At 33.9% G+C, this 16,032-nt stretch carries 10 protein-coding genes; 1 reads left to right on the forward strand and 9 read right to left on the reverse strand.

Features of this window, described 5'->3' with window-relative positions:
* Window positions 1-31 precede the first annotated feature (31 nt).
* The 3 genes from OA93_RS05495 to OA93_RS05505 all read right to left on the reverse strand — a co-directional run bounded on the left by OA93_RS05495 (window position 32) and on the right by OA93_RS05505 (window position 2,665).
* The gene (locus OA93_RS05495; protein WP_052259383.1) at window positions 32-520 is read right to left on the reverse strand and encodes a GNAT family N-acetyltransferase; all 489 of its coding nucleotides are present in this window, start codon (window positions 518-520) and stop codon (window positions 32-34) included.
* 134 nt (window positions 521-654) lie between these two features.
* Window positions 655-2,070: a PLP-dependent aminotransferase family protein gene (locus OA93_RS05500; RefSeq protein ID WP_039112117.1), complete on the reverse strand. Its 1,416-nt coding sequence runs from the start codon at window positions 2,068-2,070 to the stop codon at window positions 655-657.
* A 184-nt stretch (window positions 2,071-2,254) separates the two neighbouring features.
* Window positions 2,255-2,665, reverse strand: a complete 411-nt coding sequence (locus OA93_RS05505; protein ID WP_039112118.1) for a hypothetical protein — start codon at window positions 2,663-2,665, stop codon at window positions 2,255-2,257.
* Window positions 2,666-2,902: 237 nt separating this feature from the next.
* On the opposite strand from OA93_RS05505, the gene OA93_RS05510 reads away from it, so the two are divergent.
* Window positions 2,903-7,843: a hypothetical protein gene (locus tag OA93_RS05510; protein ID WP_039112119.1), complete on the forward strand. Its 4,941-nt coding sequence runs from the start codon at window positions 2,903-2,905 to the stop codon at window positions 7,841-7,843.
* Between the two features lie 90 nt (window positions 7,844-7,933).
* On the opposite strand, the gene OA93_RS05515 is transcribed toward OA93_RS05510, so the two are convergent.
* The 6 genes from OA93_RS05515 to OA93_RS05540 form a co-directional block, all read right to left on the reverse strand.
* Window positions 7,934-8,881, reverse strand: a complete 948-nt coding sequence (locus OA93_RS05515) for a DUF4465 domain-containing protein (RefSeq protein ID WP_052259384.1) — start codon at window positions 8,879-8,881, stop codon at window positions 7,934-7,936.
* Window positions 8,882-8,960: 79 nt separating this feature from the next.
* Window positions 8,961-10,187 carry a hypothetical protein gene (locus tag OA93_RS24040; protein ID WP_052259385.1) on the reverse strand — a complete coding sequence of 409 codons (1,227 nt, stop codon included), beginning with the start codon at window positions 10,185-10,187 and terminating at the stop codon, window positions 8,961-8,963.
* 4 nt (window positions 10,188-10,191) lie between these two features.
* Window positions 10,192-11,433 (reverse strand): hypothetical protein, encoded by a 1,242-nt coding sequence (locus OA93_RS05525; RefSeq protein WP_039112120.1) that lies wholly within the window; start codon window positions 11,431-11,433, stop codon window positions 10,192-10,194.
* Window positions 11,434-11,473: 40 nt separating this feature from the next.
* Window positions 11,474-12,769 (reverse strand): hypothetical protein, encoded by a 1,296-nt coding sequence (locus OA93_RS05530; protein WP_039112121.1) that lies wholly within the window; start codon window positions 12,767-12,769, stop codon window positions 11,474-11,476.
* A 12-nt stretch (window positions 12,770-12,781) separates the two neighbouring features.
* A complete protein-coding gene (locus OA93_RS05535) occupies window positions 12,782-13,927 on the reverse strand; it encodes a DUF5074 domain-containing protein (RefSeq protein WP_039112122.1) in 1,146 nt (381 codons plus the stop codon).
* Window positions 13,924-15,972 carry a TonB-dependent receptor plug domain-containing protein gene (locus tag OA93_RS05540; RefSeq protein ID WP_039112123.1) on the reverse strand — a complete coding sequence of 683 codons (2,049 nt, stop codon included), beginning with the start codon at window positions 15,970-15,972 and terminating at the stop codon, window positions 13,924-13,926. Before OA93_RS05540 ends, OA93_RS05535 begins: the two co-directional genes overlap by 4 nt.
* Window positions 15,973-16,032: the final 60 nt, after the last annotated feature.

Consider the following 16,032-nt stretch of genomic DNA (forward strand, 5'->3'; position numbering starts at 1 on the left):
CCTTTGTTGCTTTTTTTCTTTGTTCCTCCTCTTAAGGTAGCTTCTTCTCCATTTTAATATTTGCTCGTTCATAAAGCCCCTGCTCCAATGCGATTTCTTCAAATCCATATTTGCGATAAAGATGTATTGCTGACTCTAACTTTGTGTTAGAATACAGAATTAGTTTTTCTATTTTCATATCCTTTGCAGTTGTAATGCAATGTTCTAATAATAATGTGCCAATACCATAACCTTGTGCTTTATCACTGACCGCCATTTTTCCTAATTCGAAAATAGTATCGCTTTTTTTTAGAAGTGAAGCTGTCCCAACAATTTCATTATCTAATGTAGTATAGTATATAAAACCACCTTTATCAATGATTTCTTCTTTTGGATTTGAGAGTGAAACTTCATCCATTTTTTCAATTCTAAAATATTTTTCTAGCCAAGCGTAGTTCAGAATTTTGATAGATTCTTTGAATTTATCGGTGTAATCTATTATTTTTATTCTTGATTGAGAGTTAATTATATCTTGATTCATTTGTTTTTATATTGAACTTATTAGTTTAAGTGGTTTTATTTAAATTGCTGATATATAGTTATTTTAGTTAAAAATTAACACTAGTAAAGACGAGCTGTCACAATGACAGTTATATGTTTTTATAGGCAACAGTATTACAAAGCATTTTTTACAATTGTGCCAAGTCGTTTTATATCTAGATTCAGTTTATCATTCCACTCTAAAGCAAAATTAAGACGCATACAATTATTGTATTGATCATGTTGGGTGAAAATTCTGCCTGGAGCAAAACTGATTTTTTGCTTTATTGCAATATCATATAATGAAGCGGTATCAATTTTTTTGTCAAGTTCAAGCCAAAGAAAAGATCCTCCTTGTGGTTGAGAAATCTTAGTATTTTCAGGAAAATAATCTTCGACAGCACGCTGAAAATGCAGACAATTTGTATGCAAAGTGTGCCTAAAATTTCTTAGATGATGATCATATCTTCCAAATTCCATAAAATCGGCAACTACTTCTTGATACAAAGATGGCGTAGAGATTGTTTGTACTAATTTCTGTCTGATTATTTTCTCTTTAAACTGTCCTGGAGCAACCCATCCTACTCTGTATCCTGGAGCAAGTGTTTTGGATACTGATCCGCACCACATCACAATTCCTGCTTCATCATAATATTTACAAGGTTTTGGTCTGGCGGCACCAAAGAATAGATTACCATACAAATCATCTTCTATAAGCGGAATGTTATGATAAGTAAGCAATTCGACCAATTCTTTTTTATTTTCATCAGGCATTAAGCTACCTAATGGATTACTGAAATTGCTCATAAAACAACATGCTTTAATCTTTGGGATTACTTTTTTTAAAGCATCAAGATCTACTCCAGTTGTGGGATGTGTAGGGAGCTCGATAACATTAAGTCCCATAGACTTTGCAATTTGGAGTATTCCAAAATAAACGGGACTTTCGATAGCGATGGTATCTCCTCGTTGGGTTGTGACCATTAAGCAGCTATAAATAGCATTCATAGCTCCAGAAGTAGTTACAAAATCATCTTCGGTTAGTTTACCTTCTAATACAAGCGACCATTTTGCGAGATTACGTCTCAGGTTTAAATTTCCCTGAACCAAATTATAGTCTGTTCCACTCTCCTCCAGATTTCGCGTAGCTTTAATAATTCCTTTATTCAGTTTGGCAATAGGAAGCAAACTCTTATGCGGAACTCCCAAAGAAAATTGGGTAATGCTTTTATCACCAAAAGTGTCAAACACCTTAGTAATTAAATCGTCAGGACTTTTTTGGGTTTCTGATACTTTCAATTTATTCATCGAAGGAATCGAAAATTTCCTATTAGATGTATTACTTACATAAAAGCCAGATTTAGGTCTTGATTCTATCAAAGATTTACTTTCTAATTCTAAAAATGCTTGCTTAACAGTATTGATACTTACGTTATATAATTTTTGTAGTGCACGAATTGAAGGTAGCTTATCTCCTATTTTTAGCGTTTCAGATAAAATCTGTTCCTGAATAATATGAGCAATTTTTATATATAAGACTTCTTTAGCCATTTCTTTAATTATTATCTTAACAAGTTATATAACCTTATTGGCTAATATTTTATTAAAAAGCATTTTAAACCATATAAGTGATTTAAGAAAATATAAGTTTTAAAACACTTCGTTTAAATGAACTTACATAACTTACATGGTTCGCTTTTTTGTGTAAACAAAGCTTAATTATTTGTTCTAAAAACTAGCACTGATCAATCCAGTTTGCTAGTTTATCAATCGCATTTTGTACTGCATTTTCTTTGGTAGCATTATCATTAAATAAAACTTTGAAAGTTTTTTTTGCTTCTAGTTCTAAACCATCTTTTATTTGTGATGCATTATGTTCTTTTTCTTCAAAGCAATAATTAAATTCAGTTTCTCCAGAGCTATTAATTGTTACAAATCCGTAGCCTAACATTTGGTTTCCGTAATGAGCAACACTTAGCGGAAGTCCAAAATGATTCATATTGTTTTCGTCTATATTTTGTATCAGATTTGGATTGTTTTTAGTCCTTTCTTTTGCACGGTTAGATATATTTAATATGCTACCAAGGTGCGAGATATTTACAGTTCCAAATTCTAGATATTGAGCGTTATTTGTTTGAGTATTCATAAGGAGGATTTGTTTACTACAAACCTACGTACTAAATAAAAACAGGTACAGATACAGAAAACAATTTATATATGGATACAGATTATAAATATATGCTATTTTATCGGTAAATTATTCAGGTATTTTTACCTATAAAAAAACACTTCCTTTTTATTTACTTTGAGCTAAGCGGCTACTTATAAATTATTGATTTATATGTGGCACGCGATTATTTACTAATACCCCAATTATAGTATTATGGCAATTATAAAAAGTAAAATTACACTAGGTACCACAACTAATTTAATCTTTGGATATAACCCTTCTTGGAATCCTTCGTCTGTAGATAATCAAGGCTTGTTTCTGCAAGATAAAAAAGCTTTGAAAGAGCTAGAAATAGATATAAATCCCGATAAAAAACTGGAATGGAATTACCCAATAGTTTCTATTCACGAAGATGCAGAAAATCTTTTAAATGCTCTATTTCCATATCAAATTGATAACCCTAATGATGGTGCTCCAGATGCTGAAGTCGCTGCGGGAACTATGTTATTGCGTGATCAGGATCGCGATGAAGCATTAAAGAAACTTTCTGAGAATCTAGGTTTAGATTTAAAAGCATCAGATACCTCGTATGCTCTTGTTAAGCTAGAACGCTTATCAGCTACGGCTTTTCATCCTATCAATAAATCTGGAACAATATTACATCCTAATCCGTTATTACCTTCGACAGAATATCAGATTGAGGAAGATTTTCGCAAAAGTTTGATTAAAGTAAGAGCTTCTGATGATGAAAAAGGACAATACAATCCTGCAGAAACGACTTTAAATCAGGCAAATATTTGCATGAAGCATTTTAACGAATGGGGAACTCATTTTGTATCTGGTGTAAATGTGGGAGATATTATTTTTCAGGTGTTTGCATACAATAAAGACTCCTTTAAGAAGGTTTCGGCTAGTTTTTCTAAAAATAAATACACAAATGAAGACTCTGTTAATTTTTGCTATTTTACAACAAATGCCCTTACAGGAGCTTTTGGTTTTGTAAAGGAATATAGTAAACTCATTAGTTTTGGTAATAGCAAACTCTTAGAAAGCGACATCAAAAAGAATCTTTGGCACGATCAAAGATGGTCAGAAACCAATAGTATTTTTGAACCGTTTTTAGATGGAAAAATAAATCTTGCTAATTATAAAGAAAACGCAGTTACAAGATTCAAACTTACAACCTTGTCCGTTTTTGCAGAGTATAACCGCCGTTTGGTAATGAAGCGTATCTTAAAAGGGGCGTTAATCCAAAAATTTACGGATCGTGTTGTTCCCAACTTCGAAAAATATTTCCCGTATGATATTAAGAATGTTATCCCTGACTCCGAAATTCCGGGATTTCTTAGTACAATTGTAACAAAAGACATAAATACGTATAAAGCCAAACTAGCGTTGGATGAAATGCAGTTTATAGCCAGTAATAAGGCGTTAAAATTCATACTTTGTTCGCAATATCTATATTCAAAAATTGGCACGATAAGCATTCCCGGAAACTATATTAATATACTTACTCAAAGTACTAATATGGAAACTGATAAAGGCGTTGTTGTTTGCAAACTAAGTAAAGAGGGTTATAAATCATTTAACTTCAATAGTAAAGTTTTTTATGGCGGAATGGTTGTTACAAAAGACGATTTCACGGAGCATTTTACCATAGTAGACGGGCTAAAATTTATGCATGATACAGCCAAAATACACGGTAGATCTCTTGTATTAATCACAGATGATGTTCGTAAGGAACCTAAAGAAAGTGATGTATTTCCAGATATGGAAGAAAATTTATCTTTTGCTTATTCTTTTGCCGAATCTATTATGGCAGGTTGTACTGATTTTAACGATACGAATCAAAAAAATGCATTAAACTTTGTGGCAGATACGATGGGTTGGATTACCAGCATTCTTCCTCAAGTAAGTAGTAATGCAAGTGTGCTAGATTTGAGAGTACGAGCGATGGATAGTGTCCGAAATGCTATGAATCCCGAATATGCTGCTTATGTACCACTATTACCGGCTAAAGAATACAAAAAACATATAGAAACTATTATACAATATTCTGACGGTATTGCTCTTGAGATACAAAAATATCAGGATATTATTGAGGCAAGAAAGACAAAGGAACTAATTATAGATGTAGGTAAATCGCTGAATGAGAATATAATTGAATCGGGTAAATTGCTTACAAAGTTTATTCAGGCAAATGCCGACCAGCAACGTGACCTGAGTTCGTATTACAAAGAAATTATTACCCAAAAAGAAAAAGAACTCAAAAGTCTGGAAGCTAAAATTGCTACTTTTCAGAAAAATGTTGACAGTCAAAAATCTGATTTGCAAACTGCTGTAACAAACTATAAGCAGGCTGTAAGAGATTGGCAAACCCGGCAAGCGATACAATTTGGTCTTGATATGGCGACGACTATTTTTTCCGTAGCTACATCTATTGCTATTCCAGCCAAATCAATCAAAGCTGTAGAGGAATTAGGACTTAAAGTGCAACAGATGCAGAAATTACTTAATATTCTGAATGCTTCTTATAAAGTATTTACAACGGGGGTTAAAGGTGTTGAGGAATTGCTAAATGCGGAGAAAGCTCTTAACGAACTAAAAAATGCTTCGTTTGCTATCGAATCGAATCTGGCATGGGATGAAATGAGTGCTAATATGAAGCTTATAATCGATTCTGGACCGCCTGTACAAGAAAAGAATGATTTGATAAATGCATTTCAAATTCTACTTCTTCGCGGAAAAGCGTTGCTTAGCGCAAAAGATGCAGCAAACCAACTCGCCAAAGATATTTATAATCAGCAAAGATTAAACGTATTGAGCGAAGCGCAGCAAAAAAGACTCGATGGAATAAAAGACCAACTAAAACCGGGTAATATTCCGTCGCTAGAACCGCTTAATCTTGATTTGATTGGTATGACTGCTTCACTTCAATTCTTACGAAATCGTATGTTGAGCATGCTTTCTAAAACGCTGATTTTACAAGATCAGGCACTTCAATATGAGAATCTTCAAGCGCCCACATTAATGACAGCATTTGATTTGCTGAGTTTTAAAGGTACAATTGTTAAGCAAAGCCAGAATACCTTAACTGCTTTGAATTTGCTAAATTCTATTCATCAATCTGTAACTAGTCCGATACGTATTACAGTAGAAGTGCCTGTAGGTAAATTAATCAATGGTAATGCTTATATTCTGGATATTGGTCTTGATAATGTAAATTTTAGCGAATACATTAATTGTCGTGTTAAGTCTGTAGTGGCAAGCGTTGGAACTTCGGTAAAAACAAAAAGTGGTAAATACCTTTTAAAATTAACGTATGAAGGTAATCCGTTTTTTGATCGTGCTCCCAATAGGATTCCGCGTATGTTTAAAACGCCTTCTCGTGAACGTATCTATGAGTATAAATGTGATACTAACACCCCGAATTTTACAGACGGCGGCGATACATGGTCTAAAGAGGTTAGCCCGATTACGCCATTCTGTAAGTGGAACATTAGTTTTCCTAAAACAGAAATTAATAAAGGAATAGAGTTAGAAGATGCATTTGTACCCGTAACACTCGAGTTTGTACTTGAGGCAAGAATAGAGGATTTACCTGGTAGATTATTATCGGGAGTTAAAAAAGGACTTCTTGGTAATGCTCTTACCTCCGCACCTTCTTTGCAGGATATGCTGGTATTAATGCAAGGAAAAACGGTTACAAATGGTTGGGATGTTGTTTTTAATATGGGGCTTACCAAAATTCAGGAAACTATTAACAAACAGTATGATGAATTAAAAAAAGATAAATCATACGGAGGAAAAATTAAATTAGAGTATCATTATGATGCCACATCTAAAGTGAAAACCTGGGTAAAGTTTGAAGCCGAATATGGATATCCTAAACTCTCTTTTCTTCCCAACAATCCATCCAATGTAAAGATGGAATGCATCATCCATTCTGGAAAGATAACGAAAGGATCACAATACAAATCAGAACCTATAGAATGGGATGAACCAGAAGTATCTAATCCTGGGGCTCTTATTCAAGCACAGATTCCGCTAAGCGAGGCAAAAGGAATTGTAGGATCGGGTACAATTGCAAGCGAGAATGTGTTAAGCGTAATTCTGGACATGTCACAGGGAACTTTTGTTCCCAAAAACATTAATATTGAAGGAAATGATGAAAAAGCAAGATTCAATTTGGAACTCATTTCTTATTTTACACAGAATCCTGTAGTTTTTGTTATTAGCTCACTAGATAAAAGTAAGATTGGTAAAATTAGCGATATGAAACCTAACCAATTTTTATTTAAAACGCTGATTACACGCAATTCTGCTAATCAAATTTTACAACTTTTCATTATGACTAATGATAGAATTGCGGAAAGTAGTCAAACATTTCTTAATGATTTACCCGAACCTATCCCAATGGGATCAGATGTGAGTATGATTGTAAGTAGTAAAGTTTTATTTGAAAGTGTGTTGCCACAAAGTTTGGATAAATTGGGTTGGCAATTAGAAGGTACCAATCCTAAAGATACTAATAAGTCGAAGGCATGGTCGGGAAAGTTTAATCAAGGTGCGCTTACTGCAGAAGTAAATTTAAGCGCTCTGGATAGTAGCTATACAAGTCCTAGAGGTGTTGTTGAAATATCCAAGTATGCTGTTGATGGAGGAATCATTTCTGAACCAATTTCAGGAATGACTTTAACTCCTAATGGAACAAATATAAAATTAGATTTTAATCAGCAGCGCACGCAACATTTTACAGAATATTGGAAAACAATTATTTGGTTCCGTACGGAGTCTGGTACTAAAGACCATTCATCTGATTATACCTTAAATATTTCTGCTTCTATGCCTCTTACCATATCGGGTACTGGCAGAGAACAAAATATTTCATTTAAAATGACTAATCAGGATGTTAAAATTAGCGGGCATCTTTCGGGTGGTGGCCCTTGTGGTTGTGGGAATGATTTGCAGGCATTATTCAATATTCAATTGAATGAACAAATTCCGCCAAAATTAACGAAGCAACTCAATGTAAGTTTTAATGATGTTTCTGTATTTGCATTAAAGAATTTGATTTTCCCGCAAGGAAATTACATTGAATTAAAGGATGTAAATTGCCCAGGAGATTTGCTTATTACGGGTAGTATTATTTAAAAACGGGTCATTTTAAACAGATATAAAAAATTAGATAATAAAAAGAGCCATCTTTTGAATGGCTCTTTTTTGTATTGCAAACAATTTGTTTTAGTCTATACGTTTTACCGAAAGTTTGTCTAAACAAAAGTATGCTGCAGTATTGATTCCGTAAATAGGATCTGAGTCTGTTGAAGCCATCTGGAAAATAAGATATTTAACATCTCCTAAACTAGCTAGTTTAAGAGCCGTTACATCTACCCAGCCTGTTGGCATCACAAGAGAAGTTCCTGTATGATTTGCTAATGTATGTGTAACTGGAGCAGAGATAACTCCACTTGCATCAACACCATAAATTAATAATTCGAAATGATCACCAGAAACAAATTTCTTAGCAAAACCATCTCCATTTAAACAACCATAATAAGGCCATGGATGCATATTAATTTTCAATCCTTTAACTTGGTATGTTCCTGTATTTCCTATTTTTACCCAATTTGAAAAACCACCTTCAGTAAAAGTAGTTCCTTGTGGATTTTTAGGATCTAAATAACTAGACCAATAAGCTACAATATAAGGATCTCCTGTTGTTCCCGGAGTTCCTGGCGCAATTGTAGAAGAAGTATTAAAACCACTTCCTGCCATAGTTCCCCATTGGTGAGGCACCCAACCATCTGATCCGCCCGGAGCAGCACCAGAACCGTAATCTTTAATGTCATTTACGTTAGATACTATAAAACCATCCCAGTAGTTGTATCCCGCAGATGTAGCTGTGTGCGAAAACGTAAATATATCTACATTTAGTTTTGTGTTAGATACATAAGTGTTTTCCCAATACTTACCACCAGTTGTAGTGATTCCGCTTGCCAGTAAAGAACTCGTTAGATTAAGAGTTGTTGTAGTTCCTATTGCCGGATCAGTAAGGATTCTGCTTGTAGATGCATTTGCGCTGTTTGCTGTTGCATTTGCACCACCATCAATTAAAACATTGTCTTCGTTGCTACAGGACGAAAGTCCTAAAAGTAAACCAACGGTCAAAAAATAAATTACTTTCTTCATTATTTATAAAATTAGGGGTTAATAATTCTTCTTTAATGTTTTTGCAATAGCATACTTTTTTAAGAATATGCAGTTTTAATTATTTGCTTTTTGCAAAATTCAAATCCTCAGCTTCTTTAAAAGAACTTGTTAATAAATCTGAAGCTCCAAGCTCTGTATATGTTGACACATATACTTTAACAAAATCGATTCCAGGTAAATGCACTTTTTTTCCGTTACTATCTACAGCCCAACTAATATCTATCGAAGGATCTTTGATACCAGCATAACCCCATTCAAAAGTTCCTACATTAAAAGCAGTTCCTTCTCCATCACTTACATCTTTTACTGGTAAGTATAGTTTTGTTCCTTTTAGGGTATAAGAATCTCCTATCCATTGTGGGTAATAATTTAAACGTCTCCATTTTTTTGTTTTAGTAATAAAGTTGGATGTGTTTTTATTATCTGTCCATTTTAAATATTCTTTATCAAACTGCCAATCGGCTTTGCCTGTTACAGCTGCTTTGGCAGGATCTGGCTTGAAATAAGTGATTTCGTAATTTTTTGTTGTCGTAGATTTATTATGCTCACTCCCTCCTATCTCATACCATTCATTATCATCTGCAATACCGTTTTTATTGGCATCATACGCTACATATACACTTACTGGGAAAACTTTTACAGTAGTACTGTTAGCAACAGTTTGAACAGTAAAATCTCGTTTGCCATAAGAATTAATAACAGTATGATCAAATTTTGTAACAATGTATCCGCCAAAAGTTCCAAGGTTAATATCTTCTCCCTGATTAAGACTTGCCTGAAGATTATCTAAAATTTCAGTTTTAGTAGTAAATTCATAATTATCAAGAGCATAACTTGGTGCTGGTAAATAATCTATAAGCGATAGTGCTTTTGCTGTATAGGTTTTTCCTGTTTCTGAAACTTTAACTTTCGTTGAAGCTTGTTTTACTAATTTGTCTAATGTTACTGTAAATTCTACAGCATAATCAGCCGCTTTAGGAGCAATAAATTGTAACGTCTTAGCGTCACCAATAATAGAATCTTTCACAACTCCATCAGTACCAGTTACTTTAACAGTCCATTTGTATTTTGCAACAGCTTCACTAGCGTTTTCAATAACAACTTCTGGATTTATAGTTACTACGCTGTATCTGTCAACTGCAAAATTTGGTTCTAATTTTAATGTAACAGAAGCGTTTTTAACTGGTTCAGGAGTTGTCTCAGGCTTTGAATCATCATCGTTACTACAGCAATAAAAAGCACCAATAGCTACTAAAATCAAACTATATTTTAAATATTTTTTCATTTTCTTATTCTTTTACTTTTCTTAAATTATATTTTTTTAATATATGAAGATCTGCTGCTCCTGCGAATCTTGTTGCCATTGATGATTGCTGATGACAAAGTCCCATTGGCTCACTAACACAGTTTACAATTTTTATAAAATTTATCCCTGGTAGATTTGCTTTATTTCCATTATTATCTACAGCCCAGTCTATATCAATATCAGGATTTACAGCATTTACATATCCCCATTCAGGAGCTTCAAAATTCCATAGTGTAGTTTGTCCGGGACGTAGTGGTGTAAATTTCACATTTAGTCTGGTTCCTTCATATACAGCAGTATTTTGAGTTGCCCAAGCAGGGTAATATTCTTTTTTTGTCTTAGATCGTGGTAAATAATACGTTTCAGAATTATTGTTTTCGCAATAAATGTGTTCACGATCTATAAATGGATCATTAGGACCACTTACTACTACAGGCTTTCCTATGGCAGGTTTATGGTATGTAATCTTGAAGTTTTTGGTTGTATTTTCTTTAGTATGCTGGCTTCCTATTATTTCGTACCATTCATCATCATCTGGTTTTCCATTACCATTTTTATCATAGGCTACAAATAGTAATCCTGGAGCTGGGGGATTGCCTTTATCGGTTAAATCTCCTCCATAAACTCTAAAATCTTTTTGTCCTGCATTATTAATAACAGTATGATCAAACCCAACAATAATAGATCCTCCAAAACCACCTAAGTCTAATGGATAACCAACACTGGTTTCATTAATCCTGCCTAATGCTACTCGCATTATATCTTCTTTTGTAAAACCATTTTTAAATAAATCATTGGCAAACATTCCCGGTGCAGGATCAAAATCGTAGATTGCTGTTATATAAGGATTGTAATTTTTAGTCTCATTAGTAACATTTACTAGTGTTTTTTTGCTTCCTTTTTTTCCATCTGCGGATACATTTAATGTCAGTTCGTATGCACCTGAGTATAGTGCTATGAATCTTAAATCTTTAGAATTTCCAACAATAGAATCTGTAGTTTTATTAACTGGATTTTTAGTCATTACCCATTGATATGTTGGGTTTGTTGCAGTAGCTGAAGCATTTATATTTAAGACACTAAATGTTCCTATATCATGTTTTTCTTGAAGTGTAATTGCTATTGTATTCTTAGCCTCGTCTACTCGTTTTGAGTCATCATCATTACTACTGCATCCTATAACTAAGAATGCAAGGAATAATAAATGGGTTAATTTTTTTTTCATGGTTTCTGGTATTATAGTTTAATTTAAAATCCTTTTTAATTTATGGTCTGGTAGGAATATTTTCTCCTAAAAGATGCAAATCTGTAGCACCCATTATTTCGGTAGAAGTTTCTCCTAACCATCCGGCTTGCTGATTAAGTGCATTATAAACTTTTACGAAATCAACTCCTGGCAAATGAATTTTGTTCCCGTTTTTATCTATTGCCCAATCAATATCTATTGCAGAATCATTATCATTGTTTGGGGCATTATCTGCATATCCGTATAAAAATGCGTACTGAACAAAATAGCTTCCAGTTCCGCTTTCATCAACAGCATTATCTGGTAATCTTGTACCTTTAAAAGTGATTTTTTCTTGATCTTTGAGCCATTTTGGCCAATAATCTAAGGAATGATTATAAGCGTTGTTCTGGGCTAAATAACCGTCTTTACCTTGGTTATCTTTCCAGTAGATATATTCTATATCTGTAAATTGTACAGTTCCTGTGCCACCTCCTGGAACTGGAATTTTATTAGGATCAGGTCTATAATAGGTAATCTCATAATTCTGAACTGTTTTTTCCATTTTATGCCCAGCTCCTTCTATTTCGTACCATTCATCATCCGGAAGACCGTTTTTATTTTTGTCGTAAGAAACCATTATAACTCCAGCTTCACTACTACCGCCACGCATAGTTTTATCAGGATTAGGATTGGCTTCTGCCCAAAAAGCATTCCCTAAAACTCTAAAATCGCGTTTGCCTTTTACGTTTACAATTGTATGATCGAAACCAAAAACGATATAACCACCAAAGGCTCCTAGCGAAATTAGATCTCCGTTTTTCTTGGCTAGATACGTATTGGCTCTGCTTAAAATTTTATCATATGTTTCACCGTCATTCGCTGCAGGCAAATCATTTATAAATTGTCCCGGAGCAGGTTTAAAATCAAATACTTTAGCAATAAATGTTTTATAATCCTTAGCTTCTTTGCTTACGTGTACTTTAATTTTTTGTGTTTGCGTATTTCCGTTATCAGTTATAACTACTGTAAGTTCATACGTTCCTATTTCTGTTGCTGCAAATAAGGCTTCTTTTGCAGTGTTGTTTGCCAAAGAATAATTTTCTGAAGGAGAATTTGTTACGCTCCAACTATAAGTTGCATTTGCGCTTACGGTACTATTTACGGTAATTGGTACAATTGTAGCTCTTTGCGCATTGTACTCATTGTTACCAATACCACCTGTTGGCGGATTGCTATTTTCAGAACCATCGTCGCCACTGGAACAATTGGTTACCAATGCTGCTGCGAGTAAAAGCAATAGCGTTCGGAAGTGTTTTAAAGATTTGTTATACATGATTTTACTATTTTAGTTTTTGGTTATAAAAGCAATATGTGCAGGTATATTTCCTGCTGTAGTTTTCCATTTTAATTTTCCATCGGGTGTAAAGCAATAGATATAGCCTGTTACGACATAATTTTGTGCATCGGTGATATAAATTTCTTTGGTTTCGGGATTTACCTGTAGTCCATAAGGAATCATTATTTGTTTATCTGTACCGTCAGTGATTATCTTGTCGCTTATTATCTTTTTGGTTTTAGTGTCTAATATTCCGTAGGTTACTTTATTACTATTAGTAAGATAGCTCCACGATACACTATAGAAATAGAGTAAATCATCTACTAAACACATTCCTAGAACCGGAATATCGAGTTGCATTTTTTTCTCATCCGTTTTGGTATCAATTACAAAAAGATTTGATGGTGTATTGTAATAATCTCCTCTGGAACTCACATAAATATCTCCTCTACTGTCTATTTGCATACTGTAAAGATTTATACCTACATCTATTTTTTTTATTTCGGTAAAAGTTTCAAGATCTATTACAGATACGGTTCTGTCATAATTAGGAACTCTGTAACCTCCAGAGTTTGCCACATATAATTTTCCGTTACTTACCACCATTTGCTCTGGCTGATAACCTACATTTACTTTTCGTTTTATTTCTAATGATGTGGTATCAATTTCAGCCACAAAACCTATCTCTGCGTTAGGATCTATGGCTACAGGACCAGAATAGGAACTTACATAGGCTTTGTTTTTGTAAAAAGCTACATATCGGCAGTTAGGAATATCAATTTTTTTGATACGTTTTGCCGACCATTTATCGATTACTTCAACTTTATTCGAACAGTTTATTACTGCATAAACCTTATTACCATAAATTTTTATATCGTTACCTACGTCACCCAATTCTTTTATAACTGTAGGGTTTCGTTCCGAATAAATATCGGTTGTATAGTTTCCGGTTCTATAATTAAATATATCGATGCTTGCCCGGTTCATGCCCATATTTCCTTCGTTAAGCAGATAAAAACCTTCTATCTTACCATCACTTCTTGGTGCAGCAACACTTTTATCCGAAGACGGAAAAATGGTTTCTTCTTCTCTACAAGAAACAAAAGCAAGGGCTATAAATAAACCGAGAATTAATTGTGTAGTTATCTTTTTCATAGCGCAATACTTATTATAAATTTCATTGTACGTCCCGGCATCGGATAATTGTATATAACCTCATACTGCTGATTAAGCACATTGTTTAGCTCTATTGTTCCTTTTATTAAATATTTTCTTAAAGCAAAAGACTTTTGTACCGCTAAATCGTGTGTGTACCAAGGCTGAATTTCATTGATTTTGATATTGTTGACATTACCATTATATCGTTTTCCTACATAAACAAAACTGTAGTTAAAATTCCAGGTTTTATAATCAGCATTTAATATCCCAGAGCCACTATGCCACGGAGTATAAGGAATCTGATCTCCGTAAGAAGACAATTCTAAACCTGCAAATTTTGTATAATCTCTACTTTCTGAATAAGTGTAGGTAAGATTTGTAGCTAAATTTACATTACCAATATGCATTCCTATATTAAGAACAGATTCTATCCCTTTTCCTTTTACTTGTCCCATATTTGTCATCATCCAGCGGAATAAATTTCCTGTTGGAGCGGCTACAATTTTATCTTTGGTATTGGTATAATATCCATCAACCTGAATAGAAAGTTTGTCTAAAAAAGAATTATTTACAGGTAAATTATAGGTAAACCCAACATCGTACTGGTTCATATATTCGGGTCTCAAAGTACTGGATCCGACCATGGTATAATACAAATCATTAAAAGTGGGCATCCTGAAAATACGTTTTGCAAATGCTCGTAAATTAAAATCGTAGTCTTTAAATGGTGTATAACCAAGGAATAATGCAGGAGTAAACTCTTTTTTGTCGGGAGCTTTTGCGTTATAGCGCACTTCTTCCTGAACATAAGTACCAACAACACTACCTAAGGCTTTAAATTGTCCCAGTCTGAAGGAACTTGCCAATGAAAACAATGCTGTATAGCGTTGCGGAAATGAAAATTGAGTTTGTATCCCTTTTCTTGTAGCATTAAGTTTATTGTATTGAAAATCTGTAGATAACGAAACATCCCATGTTGGTAATATATTGTACATATTTACTGCCGAGAAGTATATTTCCTGTTGGTAATAACTATCGTCAGATTGTGCTCCTTCGGTTACTGTTTCTCCTAAAATATGGGTTGTATCTCTGGCAACATAATGCGTGTAATCGTAAGCGTATTTTGCCTTTACCTGAAATTTGTATTTTTTTGTAAAATCCTTTACTATAGATGCCTGTGTGAAGAAATTTTTGTCGTACTGTCTAAATCCATCAGAAAACTTATTTTCGACAATTGCTCCCGGTGCTCCCCTATCCGAGTCATAATAATAAACTTTGGCATCCCAGGAACCGTTGTTTATTTTTCCGTAAAGTCCAGATTCAAATCTGAATGCTTCAATATCACTATTATGTCTTGTGGCAGTAGTATCGTAGGCTACAGTACCGTCCTGATTGTTTCTTTTGTACCTAAATTTATATTCACCGTTAGATTTTATATATTCAGAACTTACGCTCATGCTTACTTTATTGCTTAGCTTTTGTTCCCATCTAAAAGACGGATCAAAATAATTTATGGTCATGGTTTTAAACCGTACCAATAAATTAGTTTTTTTATCTCCTTCAAAAACGGGACGTTTAGTTCTTAAATAAATAGTAGATGCTGCTGCAAAGTCTTTTGCAGACTGGAATATTTCGCTTTTCTGACCGTTATACATGGTAAGAGATTCCATGTCGTCTAGCGAATATTTACCCAAATCAGTAACTCCGTTTTGCGCATTACCTAATTGGATTCCGTCGTAAAAAACACCTACGTGGTGCGTTCCCATATTACGGACATCTACAGTTTTAAGTCCGCCAAGACCACCATAATCTTTAATCTGGACTCCGGCAAAATAACGAAGTGCATCGGCAACATTATGACTGGCTAAATTTTCTAGTAATTTCCCCGAAAGACTTTGCACAGGAATTACTTCCTGGTATGGTTTTGCCTTAAGAATTACTTCTTTTAGTTTGCGAATGCTATCATTAGTTGCTTGTGAATGAAGCAAAAATGGAGTAAATAAGATAAAAACGAATAAAAGCTTTTTGTTTGTATTATACATCACTAAATAAATTATAAAAACTTTTCGCGATGTAATAATCAAGAAGCATAATAAGAAAGT

Source organism: Flavobacterium sp. KMS, assembly GCF_000813005.1.
GTDB lineage: Bacteria > Bacteroidota > Bacteroidia > Flavobacteriales > Flavobacteriaceae > Flavobacterium.